At 69.3% G+C, this 16,323-nt stretch carries 20 protein-coding genes; 14 read left to right on the top strand and 6 right to left on the bottom strand.

Going from position 1 to position 16,323, the window contains the following annotated elements; all coding sequences use genetic code 11:
- Positions 1–87 precede the first annotated feature (87 nt).
- The 7 genes from FHS13_RS20675 (at position 88) to FHS13_RS20645 (ending at position 5,933) form a co-directional block, all read left to right on the top strand.
- On the top strand, positions 88–471 hold the full coding sequence (locus tag FHS13_RS20675; protein WP_184293634.1) for a hypothetical protein: 384 nt from the start codon (positions 88–90) through the stop codon (positions 469–471).
- 125 nt (positions 472–596) lie between these two features.
- Positions 597–2,816, top strand: a complete 2,220-nt coding sequence (locus FHS13_RS20670; protein ID WP_184293633.1) for a type IV secretory system conjugative DNA transfer family protein — start codon at positions 597–599, stop codon at positions 2,814–2,816.
- Between the two features lie 169 nt (positions 2,817–2,985).
- Positions 2,986–3,477 (top strand): DUF3307 domain-containing protein, encoded by a 492-nt coding sequence (locus FHS13_RS20665; protein WP_184293632.1) that lies wholly within the window; start codon positions 2,986–2,988, stop codon positions 3,475–3,477.
- A gap of 158 nt (positions 3,478–3,635) precedes the next feature.
- Entirely contained in the window at positions 3,636–4,214 is a 579-nt protein-coding gene (locus FHS13_RS20660; protein ID WP_184293631.1) for an NUDIX hydrolase, read from the top strand.
- Entirely contained in the window at positions 4,211–4,495 is a 285-nt protein-coding gene (locus tag FHS13_RS20655) for a hypothetical protein (protein ID WP_184293630.1), read from the top strand. The genes FHS13_RS20660 and FHS13_RS20655 overlap by 4 nt, the downstream gene beginning before the upstream one ends.
- Before the next feature lie 82 nt (positions 4,496–4,577).
- Positions 4,578–4,859: a hypothetical protein gene (locus tag FHS13_RS20650; protein WP_184293629.1), complete on the top strand. Its 282-nt coding sequence runs from the start codon at positions 4,578–4,580 to the stop codon at positions 4,857–4,859.
- Positions 4,860–5,363: 504 nt separating this feature from the next.
- Positions 5,364–5,933, top strand: a complete 570-nt coding sequence (locus tag FHS13_RS20645) for a hypothetical protein (protein ID WP_184293628.1) — start codon at positions 5,364–5,366, stop codon at positions 5,931–5,933.
- A gap of 484 nt (positions 5,934–6,417) precedes the next feature.
- Here the strand turns inward: FHS13_RS20645 and FHS13_RS20640 are convergent, their stop codons facing one another.
- Together FHS13_RS20640 and FHS13_RS20635 are read right to left on the bottom strand one after the other, a co-directional pair.
- Positions 6,418–7,239, bottom strand: a complete 822-nt coding sequence (locus FHS13_RS20640) for a hypothetical protein (RefSeq protein ID WP_184293627.1) — start codon at positions 7,237–7,239, stop codon at positions 6,418–6,420.
- Positions 7,240–7,248: 9 nt separating this feature from the next.
- Positions 7,249–7,392 (bottom strand): hypothetical protein, encoded by a 144-nt coding sequence (locus tag FHS13_RS20635; protein ID WP_184293626.1) that lies wholly within the window; start codon positions 7,390–7,392, stop codon positions 7,249–7,251.
- A 697-nt stretch (positions 7,393–8,089) separates the two neighbouring features.
- On the opposite strand from FHS13_RS20635, the gene FHS13_RS20630 reads away from it, so the two are divergent.
- The 4 genes from FHS13_RS20630 (at position 8,090) to FHS13_RS20615 (ending at position 10,657) form a co-directional block, all read left to right on the top strand.
- Positions 8,090–8,950 carry a DUF4158 domain-containing protein gene (locus FHS13_RS20630; RefSeq protein WP_184293625.1) on the top strand — a complete coding sequence of 287 codons (861 nt, stop codon included), beginning with the start codon at positions 8,090–8,092 and terminating at the stop codon, positions 8,948–8,950.
- 81 nt (positions 8,951–9,031) lie between these two features.
- Positions 9,032–9,808, top strand: coding sequence for a ParA family protein (locus tag FHS13_RS20625; RefSeq protein ID WP_184293624.1), 777 nt, complete (start codon positions 9,032–9,034; stop codon positions 9,806–9,808).
- Complete coding sequence (locus tag FHS13_RS20620; protein ID WP_184293623.1) at positions 9,805–10,149, top strand: hypothetical protein; 345 nt, start codon at positions 9,805–9,807, stop codon at positions 10,147–10,149. The genes FHS13_RS20625 and FHS13_RS20620 overlap by 4 nt, the downstream gene beginning before the upstream one ends.
- Positions 10,150–10,222: 73 nt before the next feature.
- Positions 10,223–10,657 carry a hypothetical protein gene (locus FHS13_RS20615; protein ID WP_184293622.1) on the top strand — a complete coding sequence of 145 codons (435 nt, stop codon included), beginning with the start codon at positions 10,223–10,225 and terminating at the stop codon, positions 10,655–10,657.
- 113 nt (positions 10,658–10,770) lie between these two features.
- On the opposite strand, the gene FHS13_RS20610 is transcribed toward FHS13_RS20615, so the two are convergent.
- Together FHS13_RS20610 and FHS13_RS20605 are read right to left on the bottom strand one after the other, a co-directional pair.
- Positions 10,771–11,292, bottom strand: coding sequence for a hypothetical protein (locus FHS13_RS20610; protein ID WP_184293621.1), 522 nt, complete (start codon positions 11,290–11,292; stop codon positions 10,771–10,773).
- A 620-nt stretch (positions 11,293–11,912) separates the two neighbouring features.
- The gene (locus tag FHS13_RS20605; protein WP_184293620.1) at positions 11,913–12,440 is read right to left on the bottom strand and encodes a hypothetical protein; all 528 of its coding nucleotides are present in this window, start codon (positions 12,438–12,440) and stop codon (positions 11,913–11,915) included.
- 380 nt (positions 12,441–12,820) lie between these two features.
- Here FHS13_RS20605 and FHS13_RS21910 point away from each other — a divergent pair, with 380 nt between their 5' ends.
- The gene (locus tag FHS13_RS21910) at positions 12,821–13,894 is read left to right on the top strand and encodes a tyrosine-type recombinase/integrase (RefSeq protein ID WP_343065109.1); all 1,074 of its coding nucleotides are present in this window, start codon (positions 12,821–12,823) and stop codon (positions 13,892–13,894) included.
- A gap of 7 nt (positions 13,895–13,901) precedes the next feature.
- Here FHS13_RS21910 and FHS13_RS20595 read toward each other — a convergent pair whose 3' ends face one another.
- Complete coding sequence (locus tag FHS13_RS20595) at positions 13,902–14,090, bottom strand: hypothetical protein (RefSeq protein ID WP_184293619.1); 189 nt, start codon at positions 14,088–14,090, stop codon at positions 13,902–13,904.
- A gap of 193 nt (positions 14,091–14,283) precedes the next feature.
- On the opposite strand from FHS13_RS20595, the gene FHS13_RS20590 reads away from it, so the two are divergent.
- Together FHS13_RS20590 and FHS13_RS20585 are read left to right on the top strand one after the other, a co-directional pair.
- A complete protein-coding gene (locus tag FHS13_RS20590) occupies positions 14,284–14,784 on the top strand; it encodes a hypothetical protein (RefSeq protein WP_184293618.1) in 501 nt (166 codons plus the stop codon).
- Between the two features lie 131 nt (positions 14,785–14,915).
- Positions 14,916–15,944 (top strand): hypothetical protein, encoded by a 1,029-nt coding sequence (locus tag FHS13_RS20585; RefSeq protein ID WP_184293617.1) that lies wholly within the window; start codon positions 14,916–14,918, stop codon positions 15,942–15,944.
- A 92-nt stretch (positions 15,945–16,036) separates the two neighbouring features.
- Here the strand turns inward: FHS13_RS20585 and FHS13_RS20580 are convergent.
- The coding region (locus FHS13_RS20580) for a tetratricopeptide repeat protein (protein WP_184293616.1) at positions 16,037–16,323 on the bottom strand (287 nt) is incomplete at its 5' end.

Here is a 16,323-nt window from a genome sequence, read left to right as displayed (position 1 = left end):
TCGTTGGGCCCCCAGACCGGGGCCCGGCCGGTTCGGTCGCGTCCGCGACCACACCCGTGATGTCACCCGCAGTCAAGGAGCTGTCCCATGTCCGAGAACACCCCCGACTCCGCCGGCCCCAGCCAGGCCGCCGCCTCCGGCGGCACCGCGACCGCCACCCAGCAGGCCGTGCAAGTCGTGGTGGACCTGCCCTCCTTCGAGGGCGACGTCGCCGCGATGCGCGCCCACACCACCTTCGTCGACACCGTCGTGCTGCCCCACTACGAGGGGCTGCTCAACGCCGCACGCCGGGCGGGCATGGGCGAGGAGATGCTCGCCCGCCTGGCCCAGGGCCAGGAGGCCGTGGCGATGGCACGCACCCAGGTGGCCCACGCCACCGACGCGGTCGTACGGCTCAACGCCGCCGTGGCCCAGGCCCACGCCGACGCCGCGGCGGCCGCCACCAAGAAGTCCTACTACACCGCCGACTGACCCCGGCCGCCCCCGCGCAACCGGGTGTTGCGCGGGGGCGGGTGCCCGCCACGCGGGCGCCGGAAGCATTCCTCCGGCGCCCGCGTGACCGACACCCGCCCCACCATCGACCCAAGGAGGCCGACGTGGCCACGACCACCGCACCCCCCGCTGCTGCCCGCCAGCGAAGCTGGAGCGCCGAAGGCATCCTCACCCAGGCCTGGGACGGACTCACCCGCCCCGGTGAAGGGTCGCTGCGGCGCATGTACTCCCACGTGTTCACCCCCTGGTACTGGGGCGGGGCCGTGTTCGCCTCCAGCGCCCTGTACACCGGCATGGCCGCCCAGGCCGGCCTGGCCCCGGCGGCGGCCTCCCTCATCGCCGCCGCCGGGGCGGGCCTGGCCGCCGCGGTCACCCCGCAGGTGCTGCGCTCCCGCTGGGCCCGGCGCCGCTACCCGCTGGCCTCGGCCTGGGCCGCCACCGAGACCGGCCACACCCGCGTCGTGGCCGGTGCGGCGGTGGCCTACACCGCCGTGGTGGCGGCCGCCGCCCCCGCCACGGCGCAGGGGTGGAGCACCACCGCCGCCGCCGGGATACTCACCCTGCTGGGGGTGTCGGCGCGCTGGTGGCAGCACCACCGCCACGCCCTGGTGGTGCGCCGCCCCGGCCTGGAGAAGATCTTCACCGGCCCCCTGCCCGACCCCGAGGCCTCCGGCGCCGCGGTCCCCGCCGACCTGCACGGGCGCATCACCACCCGCTGGGACAGCCACGTGGCCGCCCAGGGCAAGATCTTGTCCGGCGCCCGCCTGATCAAGGCCGAGCCGACCACGTTCGGGGTGCTGGCCAAGGTGGAGACCGTCGCCGACGGCCAGGGCGCGGAGATGGTGCGCGCCAACATCGGCCGGCTGGGCACCGCGCTGAAGATCAGCCCCTCCCAGCTGGAGATCGAGGACGACTCCCCCGCCGACGGCGCCGAACCCGACCCGACGGTGTTTTGGATCCGCGCGATCAGCCGCCAGATCATGGACGTGCCCGTGCCGCTGGAGGACGGCCGCTCCCGGGTGGTCGAACGCCAGGGCAAGACGCTGATCCGGCTGGGCCGCTACGTCGACGGCGACGGCGAGCCCGAGTGGCTGCTCTACGACGGCACGTCCATGTGGTCGGGCTATATCGGCGGCGTCACCGGCTCGGGCAAGTCCTCGCTGTCGGAGGGGCTGATGCTGGGGATGATGCAGACCGGCTGTACCTACACCATCTACGTCGACCCCAAGGGCGGTCAGTCCTCCCCGCTGATCGCCGAACACGCCAACTGGTTCATCGGCGACTCCGAACCCCAGACCTGGCACACCCTCATCGACGGGCTGATCACGCTGGTCAAAGAACGCGGCCGCTACCTGGCCGCCCAGGGCACCAGCGGATTCGCTCCCAGCCGCGACTTCCCCGGCATCGCGCTGCTCTTCGATGAGTTCTACGAGGTCGCCGCCGACCCCGACCTGGCCAAGAAAGTCGGCTGGCTGTGCCGCAAGGGCCGCTCCTCAGGGGTCACGGTCGTGGTCATCACCCAAGGGTTCGGACTGGAGGACTTCGGCCACGACAGCGTGCGCGCCAATGCCACCGCCGCCAACGCCGTCTCGCTCAAGATGAAGGCCAACCAGGCCAGCATCTTCATGCGCGACTTCCCCAAGTCCAACCCCGCCCGCCTGCCCGACCCCGAGAACGAGCCCCGCAACAAGGGCCTGGCCGTGAGCCTGAAGGGCCGGGACTGCGTGATGCGCACCGCCTACTCCGGCGACGAGGTCACCGCCCGCCTCATGGCCCAGGCCGCCCAGGTCCAAGTCAAAGACCTGGACCCCTTCAGCGCCGATGCGTTGGACGAGGGCACCAGCGGCATGTTCGCCTCCCGCCTGCACGACGCCGACGCCGCCGAGGCCGCCGCGGCCGAGGAGATCGCGGCCCGCATCGCGCGCGGCCGCCGGCTGCTGACGGGACAGGCGGTGGAACGGGCCCCCCGCACGCCCGCCCCCGCCGGGGACGCGCCGGGCGGCCCGGCGGTGGGGGTGACCCTGCCTCCGCAGGTGCCGCACCGGGTGCTGGTTGACCTGGGCCTGGCGCGGCAGGAGAAGGCGGCCGCGGCCCAGACCGCCCGGGACCAGGTCGCCGCCCCGGCCGGGGTGAGCGGGGCAGCCGCCGAGGTCCTGGCCGTGCTGCGCGAGCGCAAGGTGGCCACCACCAGCGAGGTGGTGGAGCAGCTCCAGGGGCGTCCCGGCTGCGGGGCGACCGCGGTCAAGGCGGCCCTGGCCGAGTTGCGCGAGGCCGGTCACATCATCAAGCCGGGCTCACGCAAGGCGCCCTGGCGACTGGCCTAGATCACCCGCTGTCACCGACCAGACGGCGACTGAACACCGATTCGGTCGCCGTCTTTGTGCCGCTTTCCACCGATTCTTTCGGCCGCTGGGCCCCGGAAACCAGGGCCTGGCCGGTTCGGTCGCGCCCGCGACCACACACCCGAGCACCACCCACTGTGAGGAGACCACCATGCTGATCTACGCCGCGCTGCTGTCTGGGCACTGGCTGGGGGACCACTGGGCCCAAAGCGACCACCAGGCCGCCACCAAAGGCCAACAGGACACCGCCGGGCGGCGCTCCTGCGCCGCCCACGTGGCCACGCTGACCGTCTGCCAGGGCGTGATGCTGGCCCTGGTCGCGGTCGCCGGCGACGAGGTCGTCGGCCCGCTCCAGGCCGGGCTGGGCCTGGCCGTCAACGCCTTCAGCCACTACTGGGCTGACCGGCGCCGCACCCTGGAGGGCCTGGCGTGGGCGCTGGGCCGACACGGCTACTACACCCGCGCCCCCGGGGCGATGGACCAGGCCTGGCACATGGGCTGGATGCTGCCGGCCGCGCTCATCATCGCCGAACCGGACCCGGCCGCCGCGGCCGCGTTGGCCGCGCTCTGTCTGCTGCTGCTCTACCTGGCGGAGATGGCCTCCCGCGCCGGATGGGACAAGGCCCGCACCGTTCGTTCCTGACCCGGGTGCTCGCTCTGCCCACCAGCCCCGGCTGGTGGGCGGGGGGACCACCCGGTCCACGTCACGCTCGTGCGCGTGACGAAAGAAGCATGCGGCCCGCCCCGATTCGACCAAGGACCTGGGCGGGCCGCACTCACTCTCGAAGGAGCACACCCAGTATGACCACCATGAAGAAGGCGAAGCGGTGCTGCGGCACGTCCGTGGGCGTCCTCATCGAGGACCAGCAGGATCGGCTGCTCATGGTCACCCGCGGCTGGTGGCCGCGCGGCACGGCTCCCGTGGCAGGCCACGTGAGGGACTCGCACGCCAGCGTCGCGGAGGCCCTCGTGGCGGAGGTCCAGGAGGAGACCGGGCTGAGGGTCACCGGCTCGGGGCTGCTGTGGCAGGGGCACCTGCCGAACCTGTGCGCCAGCTTGCCCGCGGTGCCCACGCCGGGCCACTACTGGTGGGTCGCCACCGCCACTGCCGAAGGAACCCTCACCCCCGCGCCGGGGGAGACGACGGGCGCCGCCTGGTACACCCCCGACCAGGTGCGGGCCCTGGCGGAGGCGACCCTGGCCCACTACCGGGCCGGAGGCGTCCCCGCCCACCAGCCCGACGCCTCGATGGAGGCTGTCTGGCTGCGGCTGCTGCACGAGACCGGCCGCCTGGGCTGGCTCACCAGCAAGGACCTGGACCTGGTCGAGACCGCCTACAGCACCGCCCCCGGCGAGTACTGGTTGGGAGGGCGCCCGTGACCCCCGCCCAGGCCCTGGCTCTCGTTGAGGGCGGCTCCCTGGAGCTGTACCAGGAGATCGAGGTGGAGACGGTGGAGGCTGCTCCGGTGAGCGGCCTCCTGGCCGACATCAGCGGCCGCCACCTGTGGCTGTCCGGCCACGACCACGAGGAGACCCACCACGCCCGGCCCTGGCGCACCCGGCTGAGCGCCGTCACCGCCATGCACCGCGTGGTGGAACGGCGCTGGCCCTGGGAGCCGCGCCTGACACAGGTGTGGCCGGCCCCGGCCCCGCAGGCCTGAGTTTTCGCACCACCCCTGACCCCGAGGGGCCTGCCGCAGGCGCGGCAGGCCCCTCTTTTTCCGCAGAAGAAAGGGATTCACCATGCCTATCCGCTGCACCTGCGCTGCGGCAGCTGAGCGCGCCCGCGAGCTCTACGGCCACCTGGAAAACCAGGACGTGTGGATCACGTTCTCCTACGCCCCCAACGGCTGCTACCGCGGCCGCCTCCGCATCTCCAAGGACCGGCCGGGCTACATCCTGCTCGACCGGGGCGAGGCGGACTACAACCGAGTGGGCCACATCGACCAGATCGTGTACGCGGCGACGCACGAGGAGCACACGCGCGCCCGGGCCATCCGGTGCGCCCAGTCGTACAGGACCTAGGCCCGCCCTTTCTCGCGGCCGCCCCTTCCCCTGGGGGCGGCCGCTTTATCCCTGACGAAGGCCTGCCTGGAGCTGTGTGCTCCAGGCAGGCCTTTTCCGTTTCCAGAGTCCAGAGGAGCGCCAAGCAAAGAAGCTGAGCGCGACTCCAGGACGCCACCACCCCAAGGCACCAGACCCAGCACATATCGACACTGACGAATCACACCAAGGCACTAGCAGTGATCCTGGTCGAACGCCGCCCCGCGCCGCGTTCACCGCCGTGTCGAGGCGGCACGCCATCCCCGCCGCGACACCGACCCCCGCACGCCAGGGGACGCGGAGATGGTGTGCCGCGCCCTGTCCCAGACAGTCGCCTGGGACGCGCCAGCGTGCGCCGGGTGAACAAGTAAAGGGGAAAGAGGCAATGCGTCACTGACGTAAGTCAGCCTGAGTGAGCCTTTGTATCTCTGCGAGATACCTGCGCTCATGCGGACGGACCTTCGTCAGTGTCGATAGCGTCCTTTCATGACTCAGACCCCCACGGCCGACGACGGCCAGGAGCACGACGACGCCCGCGTGATCGAGACCGTCCACCGGAAAGTGCTCCGGCGCACCTGCGGATGGTGCGGGAAGGAGATCTCTCCCCGCGCAAACGGGAAGGGCCGGCCGCGTCTGTACTGCGGCCGGTCCTGCCGCCAGCGCGCCTACGAGGTGCGCACCGCGCACCAGCGCCTGGCGCGAGACCAGGCAGCCGGCCGCGCCCGCAGCGAGGACGAGCCGGTGCGCGAGGTGGTCCGGGAAGTGGTCACCCGTACCCGGATCGTGCCCAGCGGCCCAGGCGCGGGCATGCCCAACCCCTGGCAGCGCCAGGAAGACGTCCCCGCATCCGAAGCGGGGCCGCCGCGCCCGCGCGAGCTGCAGCGGCTCCTGGCCCGTGCCGCGGCCGCCATCGCCCAGGGCGAGTACAGCCACTCCGCAGTCGAGCGGATCATGCGCGGTGTATCGCAGGTGCAGACCGCGTCCGACCGATATCTGGATGCGGTGGAGGCCCGCATGCGCAGGCGTCCGGGAGACGAAAAGAGGAATCGTCACTGACGAAAAACAGAAAAGCGTATGTACCCAGGTATCGCAGATACGGCGTGTCGGCGTGTCGCGCTCGGTAGAACAGGCGCGTCCTGCCCTCTACTCAGCAGCCGTTCGTACTCCGAGGACCGCTACCGCCAAATCCTGTAGTAATCCTCCTCGACCCCCTACTCCTCGGAGCGCCTGGTGCCGCGCAACTTCCGCGGCCAGTTCAGTGACTGGCCGACCTCAGTGATCTACCTCGTCGTCATCGTGCTCGTGCTTGCGTGGCTGGCTCGCAACTGAGCGTCTGGTGGTACCCGGGGCTCGCCGCCCCGGGGCCCCGCTTCCCCGGCCGGGAACCCGGCGCGCACCGCGTGCGCGGGGGCCGGCCGCCGTTCGCGCCGGAACCCCGCCCGGTCCTCGGAGCATCAGGTACCTGCGTGGTTGAGTTGTGTCTGGCCTGGAGTGATACGCCTCGCACTTGCAGCACGCGTGCGAGGCGTATCACTTCCTTCTAGGCCGCTGAAGGGTTGGGTCCGCTCGAGGTGCTGCCCCGGTCACGAGGCGCCAGCGGTGCACGGCGCTTGGCGATGGCGATGTGCGAGCACGCCTTCTCCCAGGCCGCCAACTCAGTGGCGTCAGTGACCCCGCATCCGCGTACGAACGCCAGCACCGGGATCATCTGTGGACCGCTGGCCTCGACCCGCAGGACCTTGTTGATGGTGTTGTAGGAGCGGGGCTCGTGCTTGGCCGGGTCTACTCCTTCGGGAATGTGTACGGACCGATCGGCGATGGTGCGCAGTGACGGGTTGCCCGCTCGGATACGCAAGCACTTCAGCGCCTCGACCAGTTCGGCGTGTGTGGTGACCAGACGCGGGTCGGTTGCGGCCTTCGTGGGATCCACCAGGAAGGTCTGTGCGCTGTGCTGGTACCCGCGCCGCTCCAACATGGTGCGGCTGACAGGCAGCAGACGCCGATCCCTTGGACGCATCATGACTTCCTCGTACTCGGCCAAGGCCGCAGCCAAGGAGCTGTAGTCAGCGGCCAGCCCACCGCCGTAGGCGAGCAGGGAGGCCAGCGTCGGCCACCCGTGCTCCTGGGACGCGGCGCGCAGGGCGTGGATGTCGCCGTGCACGACCGCGGTCACCACCGGCTCGGGGATGCCCAAGTCGATGGTGCTGGTGCGGCGGAAGGTGCTCTCGTCGATGCCAGCGCGGGCGCGCAGGTGGAACAGCAGTGCCCGCAGACGGTCCTCAGGCGAGAACTCCGAGAGGGGATGGGTCTGGTCAAGGATCGTCCTGGTGAGCTCTAAGCCGCGCGCGGCGTGCTCTCCCACAGGGCGGCTCTAGCGTGCAGCCAGACGGCGAGCAGCTCTGACTGCTGCGTAGGCCAGAGCCGATGCCGCAGCAACGGCCACTGCCACGTCGTGGCCGACGTGGATGGCGTAGACGGCGAAACAGACGATGACGATGACCACGATGACCTTCATGGCCGGGCGCCCCCGGTCCGGGGTCGCGGGCAAAGGGTGGCAAGTATCCACCAGCTTGTCTCCTCATTGAGAACTGCATCGAGCGCAGGGGCACACCGCGCATGGGGCGGTCCTGCCACCTGGGCAACCGGGTTGAAACGGCTCGGGAGTCGCGGCCCCGAAAATGCCGTTCCCAGCACTATGCCAGCTCGGAGGCGCTCAAGAGAACAACGGCGACATCAACGGCATCTAGGACCACATCGACCACGCTAAAACATGCCCTGACCTGCGGTTACATGTCTTCTCGCGCTGGTGTGCACAAGAATTAATCTTTGTCACGCAGACGCTGGTGACGCCGGATATCAGCGAGGTGTGTTTTACTGCTTTCGGGCACCCACATACGTCCTCTATGTCCGATTATTGAGGGCATGGGTGCTTTGGGAATGTCATCGACCGGGTGATGTCTCAAAAGTGTGGTCAGCAACCCGTCGCGGGGGAGCTGGCGAACCTGCGAGCCGTCAGAAAGCTCCCCCTCTTTCTGGCGGCTGAGCAGTCTGTGGTCAGCGGTGTCACGCCGAGCTCTGCGCACGGGGCCGCGAAGGCGCGTGACAGGGGGTCGAGGAGGATTGCTACAGGATTTGGCGGTAGAGCCGTGACCTGGGCGGCGGTTCGGTGACGGCGTCGTTTTGTCCGATCTGCGGCCCCTACGTTCAGGGCCATGCCGCATGAATACCTCTCCGACGAGCAGATCGCCCGCTACGGCCGCTTCCCCGAGGAGCTGTCGGTGGGCGACCTGGAACAGTGCTTCCGCCTCACCCCCGATGCGCTGGCCCTGGCCTCGAGCAAACGCACCCCCGCCACCCGGCTGGGATGGGCCGTGCAGTGGGGCACGGTCCGCATGCTCGGGGTGTTCCAGCCCGACCATCCCACCAGCGTCCCCGAGCGGGCGGTGGCCTTCGTCGCCGACCAGCTCGGCACCGACCCGGGGTGCCTGCCCGAGTACCGGTCCCGCGAGAAGACCGCCTACGAGCACGCCTGGCAGATCCGCGACACCTTCGGCTACCGCGAGTTCTCCGCCGGGGAGGAGGACCTGCGCGCCTACCTGGCCGCGCGGGTGTGGGCCAGCGAGGAGGGCCCACGGGCGCTGTTCGACCGGGCCGTGCTCTTCCTGCTCGAACACCAGATCCTGCTGCCCGGGCTGACGGTGCTCTCCCGACTGGTACGCCAAGTCCGCAAGGAGGAGAACGCCCGCCTGCACACCGTGCTGACCGAGCGCGTTCCGCACCCGGTGCGTGCCGAGTTGACCGGGCTGCTCCAGGTCCCCGACGGGGCGCGTTTCTCGGAGCTGGAGCGGCTGCGCACCGAACCGGACCGCGTCTCCAGCCCCGGCATGGTCCAGGCCCTGGACCGCACCAGCCAGATCGCCGGGATCGGTGCGGGGAAGGTAGAGGTCGACGACGTCCCGCAGGTCAAGCTGGACGCGCTGGCCCGCTACGGGATGCGCGCCAAGGCCCCGACCCTGCACGATCTGGCCCCGCAGCGGAGGAGCGCGACCCTGCTGGCCACCGTGCGGCCATGATACGGGTCGCACGCGTGCTACCTCACGCACCTGTGCGAGGTGTGCGAGGCATAGCACCCGTGCGAGGTTTACGCTTCCTCCATGGACATCTACGCCGTGATGAACCAAAAGGGCGGGGTAGGCAAAACCGCCAACACCCTGAACCTGGCCGCCGCGATCGCTGAACGCGGCGAACGCGTGCTGGCCGTGGACTTCGACCCCCAGGGACACCTCACCGAGGCCCTGGGGCTGAATGAGTCCCCTGACGAGACCACCCTCAAGCAGAAGGTCTTGGGCGAGTGGTCCGGGGACCTGCGCGAGATCGTGGTGGAGTACCGGCCCAACTTCTGGGTGCTTCCCACCAACATCGACATGTTCCTGTTGGACCGCGGCCTCTACCTCAGCCAGGGACGCGAGTTCCGTCTGGCCCGCGCGCTGGAGGAACTGGAGGACCTCTTCGACGTCGGCCTGCTGGACTGTCCACCCTCGCTGGGAGCTGCCAGCGACGCAGCGCTGATCGCCGCCCGACGCCGGGCCGGCCGTGCGGGTGGCGCCATCGTTCCCGTGGAGGCCGAGGACTCCTCCATCCGCGCTCTGCGGCTGCTGCTGCGGCAGATGGGCACCCTCACCGACGTCATGGGGGTGGAGATCGACGTGCTGGGCCTGGTGCCCTCCCGCGTCGACATCCGCGGCGGCAACATCGTCACGAGCGTGCTGGAGGCGTTCCGCTCGCTCGGAGATCCCCCGGTGCTCGCCGAGATCCGGGCGCGCAAGGAGATCCGCGAGGCCTGGCGCGCGCACGTCTCCGTGCTCGAGTACGCCCCCACCTCCGACGCCGCCGCCTGGTACCGGGACCTGGCCAAGGCGGTGCGCCCGTGAGCGCCGCCAAGAAACCGAGCCCGCCCGACATGAGCGGCCTCAAGGATGACTGGAACAGGATGAGCGGCCTGCGCCGCGCCGAAAAGACCGGGGAGGCGGCTCCGCCGCCCGTGCCACCGAAGCCGGCCCGCCAGGCGAAGCAGCAGCCCGCCAAACCGGTGGAACAGCCCATGATGAGCCGCCGCAGCTGGTATGCCGAGCAGGACGCCGTCGAGGCCCTGGCCGCCGCTGTGGACGAGGTCCACTTCGCCACGCGGGTGCCCAAGCACACCATCGTCAGCGAGCTGTTCCGTGTGGCGGCTGCCGCGGCCCCGAAGGTCGAGAAGAAGCTCAAGAAGTAGTCGCACACGTGATACGCCTCGCACGAATCGCACTCGTGCGAGGCGTATCACTGCACGCCAGAAGGTCTAGAGCATGACCGAAACCGCCTCCACTGCCCCCCTGTACCGGAACGGGTCCTGGGAGGAGACGACCGACGTGGTCTCGACGCTGTGGGACGAAAACCAGGACCAGGACTACGACGTGGTGCTGCGCCGCGCCGGGTTCGCCCCCTCCCCCTGGACGCAGGTGGGCAACACCGACTTCACTCTCCCCCTGGCCCTGGTCGTCTATGCCCGCCACGGCGGGGAGGAACCCGCCTTCCTCGTGGAGGTGAACCCCTCCAGCAGCTTCGTCCACCATGTCTACGCCCACCAGGTGCACGACGTGATGGACCTGATCACACGGTGGGGGCCCGCGCTCCAGGCCGGGGCCGTCACCGAAGCGGTCCAGCAACTCTTCCAGTCCGGTCCCGAGGACCAGGACAAATCACAGCTCGTGCGGTCCCTGGAACGGATCGCACGCGGGTAGCACCCGTGCGAATCCTCGCACCCGTAGCATGCGTGCGAGAAGTATCACCCCAGTTCACGAACGGAAAAGGCCCCTGCGGATGCGTCGCAGGGGCCTTAGCTGTGCAGTTCGACCTACTGGCCGTCGTCGGCGGCGGGGAGCGGTCCGGCCTGCCAGAGGTCTCCGGGGAACTGGAACAGCTCCCAGTCGGATGCGCCGGCGCGCACGTGCCACACATCGGGGGCAAGCTGGTCCTCTCCCGAGGTCTGCCAGTGCGCCAGGATCCGGTCGACGCGGTAGCGGCCGCCGTCGTCTGTGACCCACCCGGCCGGGAGCTGACCGTCGATGTCGACATCGACCGGCACGTGGTGGTCGGCGCGGCGGTGCTCGGGGTCATCGGGCCCGTAGGGGAACCAGCCTCGGAAGAACCACATGCGGGGGTCGGCGGGTTCGGCGTCGGGCTCGTAGACCGCGCGCGCTCCCGGATCGGGGTGGCCCACGGGGACGTGGTTGCTGATCAGGTAGGTGCCCAGCGACTTGCGCGGGCCCGCCAGTTCAGCGGCGGTGTGGATGGCCAAGGTCGTCTCGTGCCAGTCGGCCGGGCCGCCGATCAGGCGCACCGGCACCATGGCGGAGGGGGTCGTGGTCTCGCTCATGGAACTGAGCCTGCCACCGGGAAACGACGCCCGTCCCGCGTTTGGCGCATATGGCCGCAGCAGAGGCCTCGCACGGGTGCGAGGCATAGCACGCGTGCTACGGGTGCTACGTACTCTACGCCGAGAAGCGCGCGCAGGTGCTTGCGTCGGACTGGCCTGCAGACGCCCTCGCGCAACTGGTTGCACGGACGGTCGGCAGGCGGCCGTGAGCGCAACGCTGTGCACAGCTCCATGCCCCTGGGCGTGCAGGCGCAGCGGAACACACGCCCCACTGCGGCCAGTTCACTCGCGGAAGGGTGGACTTCACCGCGGCCCGGTTCGCCGGCGGAGAGGTGTCCTTCAACGGGTCCTCCTTCACCGACGGGACGGCGGACTTCATGGACGTCTCGGGAAAGCGCCCTCGGGGTCTGCCCTCCCACTTGTGGCAGCCGGCGGAACCTCCGTGGTAGACGGGACCCCGGTAGTTTTCGCGGAAAATCCAACGCTTGGCGTTTGCTCCTCTCCCGTGACGGGATCTCCGTGGGTGGGGTAGAGAGACGACTCAGCCGTGGTGATCCGCAGTTCCCAGGGCCGCTTCCTCATCGAGGGAGCGGCCCTTCGCCACGGCGTCCTCTGTCCTGCTAACTCGCCGTTACCACGAAACCTGAACGGTCGAACAGCTCGTCGAATCCCTTGTGCTCTGCGGAGTGCACCAGCCGAACCAGGGACACCTGGAAAGGCGTCACCTCATACCGCTCCACTCCCGACGAGGCACCGTGCTCATCGCGTGCGTGCACCGCCTTCGGAGCTGGCAGGCAGACGTACTCCAAGCTGTCGAAACCGTACACCGGCTCTCGGTGGATCAGGTTGCCGTTCCAGAAGACATCCGCGAAGAACACCTCCGCTTGCTCGGCGGAGGGATACGGCTCCAGGAACTGCGGAGTCATCCCGTCGCAGTACTTAATGCCCCAGGCGATGGTGAGAGCGACATTGTCCTGGAAGACCAGCTGGTGCGTGTGTCGGTCGAAGTAGAGTTCCCAGTTCTCCCCTTCCGACTTGTCCCACACCTGGTGAAAGCCCGCTCCCGTGTTTGCAGCCCACAACGGGATGTGCTTCCAGTCGTGCGGGCGGGACTCGGTGATGGCTTCATACACCTCGGACAGTTTCAAGGAGACCTCCTCAAGGTCGGGGTGCCGCGAAGGCCGGCTAAGGGCAGCATGGCAGCGAAGGCTGTCACTTCGTTCGTGGTCTCCGCCAGGCGTTCCGGTAAGGGGTGCCGTTAACGAACGTGGCACCAGCCGCAAACGCGAGGTCTGCGGTGCGCAGGTGCTTGCGCCGAACTGGGCTTAGGCCCCGCTCGCGCAATCAGGTGCGCAAGCGGGCAGGGAGCGGCCGATCGCGCACCCTCGTGCGACGAATCGTTTTGGGGGTCGAGGAGGATCGCCGAAGAAATTCCCGTTAGCGATGAGCGGTGTATGCTTCTGACTTTCGATAAGCTGACTTGTCGCAACCCAGAAACGGACACCAGGCACACGGGAACGAGGCGGGCGTGACGGACGAACCTGAGCCGGTGGTGCTCTTCGACGACGGCCAGGGCCCGCCCACCACCGTTCCGGTCCCCGTGCCGCCGCCCCCGGAGCCGAGGGCGGTGTTTCGCCCGGCCGACGCCGAACTCACCCCCTCCGCGGCGGCCCGCGTCGCCGACGGCTGGGCCCCTTCCACCCGCACCGGCTACGCCCGCGACTGGGCCACCTTCACCGCCTGGTGCACGAGCGCGGAGCGCACGGCGCTGCCCGCCACCGCCGAGACCCTGGCCAGCTACGTCGACCACCTCGCCAGCGCCGGGGCCGCCCCGGCCACCATCGACCGCGCCCTGGGCGCCATCGCCTCACGCCACCACGCCCAGGGCCAGGCGCTGACCACCAAGGCCGCCCGGATGGCACTGCGCTCCTACACCCGCCAGTGGGCCCAGGCCGGCGGCCGCCGCCGCCAAGCCCCCGCCCTGACCGTCGACCAGCTCCGGTCGATGCTCGAGGCCACCGGTCAGGACCTGCGGGGCCTGCGGAACCGCACCCTGCTGCTGCTCGGGTACGCGATGATGGCGCGCCGCTCCGAGCTCGCCGCCCTGGACGTGGGGGACGTGCGGATCGTGGCCGAGGGGCTGGAGGTGTTCGTCGCCACTTCCAAGACCGACAAGGACGCGCACGGGGTCACCGTCGCCATCCCCTACGGCACCCACCTGACCACCTGCCCCGTGCGCACCACGGCCGCCTACCTTCAGGCTCTGGCCGAGAACGGCGTCACCACGGGCCCGCTGCTGCGCTCGGTGGACCGCCACGGCCACCTCGCAGGCACCCCCGCCGCGTCCGGACGCGGCGCCGGGCGCATGTCCGGGGCCGGCGTCAATCTCATCGTCAAGCAACTCGCCGAGCAGGTCGGCCTGAACGGGGTGACCGCTCACTCGCTGCGCGCCGGACCTGCCACCGCCGCCGCGGCCGCCCGCGTGCCCCGCGCCTGGATCGCCCGCCAGGGCCGGTGGGCCGAGCGCTCCACCGCCATCGACACCTACATCCGCCCCGCCGACGCCTGGAGCGACAACCCCCTGCGCCACCTGGGACTGTGAGGCCTGGTCAGGACCCTCCCGGGGAGCGGTCGTGCTTGACGACCAGCACCAGCACGCCCAGCGCCGCGCCGAACGCGGCCCCGGCCGCGAGCAGCGCGTCGGGCCAGGAAGCCCCCGCTGCCAACCGCAACGCACCTGCCAGGGCCGCGCACCCCGTACTGGCCACCAGAATCAGCGCCGCGCGCACCTCAATCATCTCCGCTCCCTCCATGCCGGGACCTCCGGTCACGATCCAGCCTGGGACCAGCGAAAACCGGATGCTCCGACCGCACCCTGCGGCCCCAGCGAGAGCACGGGAAAGCCATAGACGCAGGCGATCCAGTCCTGAAGAGCTTAAGATTGCCACAAGCTGTTCAAGATTGCTGAAGATTGCTCAAAGGAGTCCCGGCATGGCGAGATCGATCCGGATGCCCTCGCAAGAGGAGCTGCCCCCGGGGCCGCAGCGCAGGTTCATGGAGACACTCTTTCGCCTGTGGGTCGATGCCGGGATGCCGACTATGGAGGCGGTGAGCCAGGCCGCCAGGGCCGCGCCTCCACAAGAAGGGGCTGCAAGCAAGGAGACAGTGCGCAAAATGCTCACCGGCAAAACTGTTCCCCACGACTGGCAGAACGCTGAAGCGGTCTTCCTGGGCCTGTCGACGATGGCCGGCTTCGATCCGGACCGGTTGGTCGTGTACACCGATGACATGAACGGCTACGGTCCCGATCCTGAGCCGGAACCCGCGCGTATGGTGTTCCGCCGGTTCTGGGCCGACGCCCGCGGCGTCACGGACTACCAACACGGCACCATGGAGGACTACACCCCTCCCCCTCCCCCGCCTCCGTTTCAGAGAAGCACCTTCGGGAGCGGGGGATTCGGAAGCGGCTTCTCTGAGGAACCTCCGTTCTGACCACGATCAGCCTCTGTTGGCAGAACCAGCACGGACAGCGGGGACCCTAACGGCTCCTATATATAGGGCGTCCGATCGCATGAAACGGAAAACCGGAGCGCCAGGCCCCTCCTGTTGGGGATCATGTGAGGATGCGCCGCAGCGAAGCCGAGTACGTGAGTCTCGCCCGCCAGCGTCTCCTTGCGCTTGCCCACGAGCACCACGCCCTCACCCACGTCGAGATCCAGGCCCGGATCTCCGACGTCCCCTGGAAGGGGGAAGCCATCGACCCCCACCATGTGACTCGTGCACTGCGCCAGCTGACCGACAACGGAGACCTTCTAGTCGACCACGCCCCCACACGTGGCGGCCGCGACGTGCAACTCTTCCTGTCCACCGCACCCCGCACGAAGACCGCAGTTGAGAAAGCAGCCCGCCGCAAACGGCTCCTTCTGAGCCGGTACTTGGGATGGGCCCAAGGAACACCCTCCCGGCCCGGTCTCATCGGCCCCGCCGCAGAGCAGGTCTTCCACGCCTCCATCGTCAGCACCGGAGCCTTCACTCTCGCTCGCCCCGAAGGAGGAGACGTGAAGAGTTTTCTTGGGCTCGCCCTGCCAGGTCCACTCGACAGCGCTGGCTTCTTCCTTCCCGTGGCCAACGGCATCCCAGGACGGGCTATCGCAGTACCGATCGAGATCAAGAACCTGCGTGACTGGATCTATCCGGCCAACGCCGAGCCCTACCAACTCCTGGACAAAGCCGCTCGTCTGCATGTGAAGGTTGATGGCCAGGTCCCCATAGCACCAGTGTTCGTCTGCAGACGAGCGCACTACACGACCTTCCTGATGGCCAAGCAGTTCGGCTTCTTCGTGATCGAAACCAAGCGCCAGTTCATCGGCGATGTGGACGAGGACAAGCTCAACGAGGTCCGTGCTGAGCTTTGGCTCACGGATCTCATCAACCACCAGGGCGCAGACGAAAAGATCGTCCGAGCTCTCGCAACGACCTTCCCCAAACAAGCCCAGGTCACAGCAGAACGCTGGGCAGTGACTGCTGAAGACCCGGACATGCGGGACTACTTCGCTCGGATGCGAAACGCCACGTCCGCGCCACGGCGGTCCCGAATCCTGGAGAAGGCACGCGAACATGCATCGAGCATGGGATTCGACGGAGGCTGGTGATGCCCAAGGCGCTCCTGACAACCGACTTGGCCCACTTATCGGAGGTCAGAAACCGGACGAAACCATCCTCCGCCCCGAGGCCCGGCAGGAGGTCACTCCTCGGCCTCACGCGCCCGACGGAACCACTGCTCGGCCTCTCCCGCCCGGCCCGCCTCCTCCAACAGGACACCGAGGTTGTTCATCGCGGCGGTGTAGCCGGCGTCGGCGGCCCTGCGTAACCACTCCTCGGCCTCCCCCGTCCGACCCGCCTCCCTCAACAGGTTGCCGAGGTTGTTCATCGCGGCGGTGTTTCCGGCGTTGGCGGCCTTGCGCCACCAGGTCTCGGCCTCCCCCGTCCGACCCGCCTCGAACAGCAGGGCCCCGAGGTTGTTCATCGCGG

The sequence above is a fragment of the Nocardiopsis algeriensis genome, assembly GCF_014203695.1.
GTDB lineage: Bacteria > Actinomycetota > Actinomycetes > Streptosporangiales > Streptosporangiaceae > Nocardiopsis > Nocardiopsis algeriensis.
Note: the sequence above shows the minus strand (reverse complement) of the source record. Positions and strands in the feature narration are given on the sequence as shown.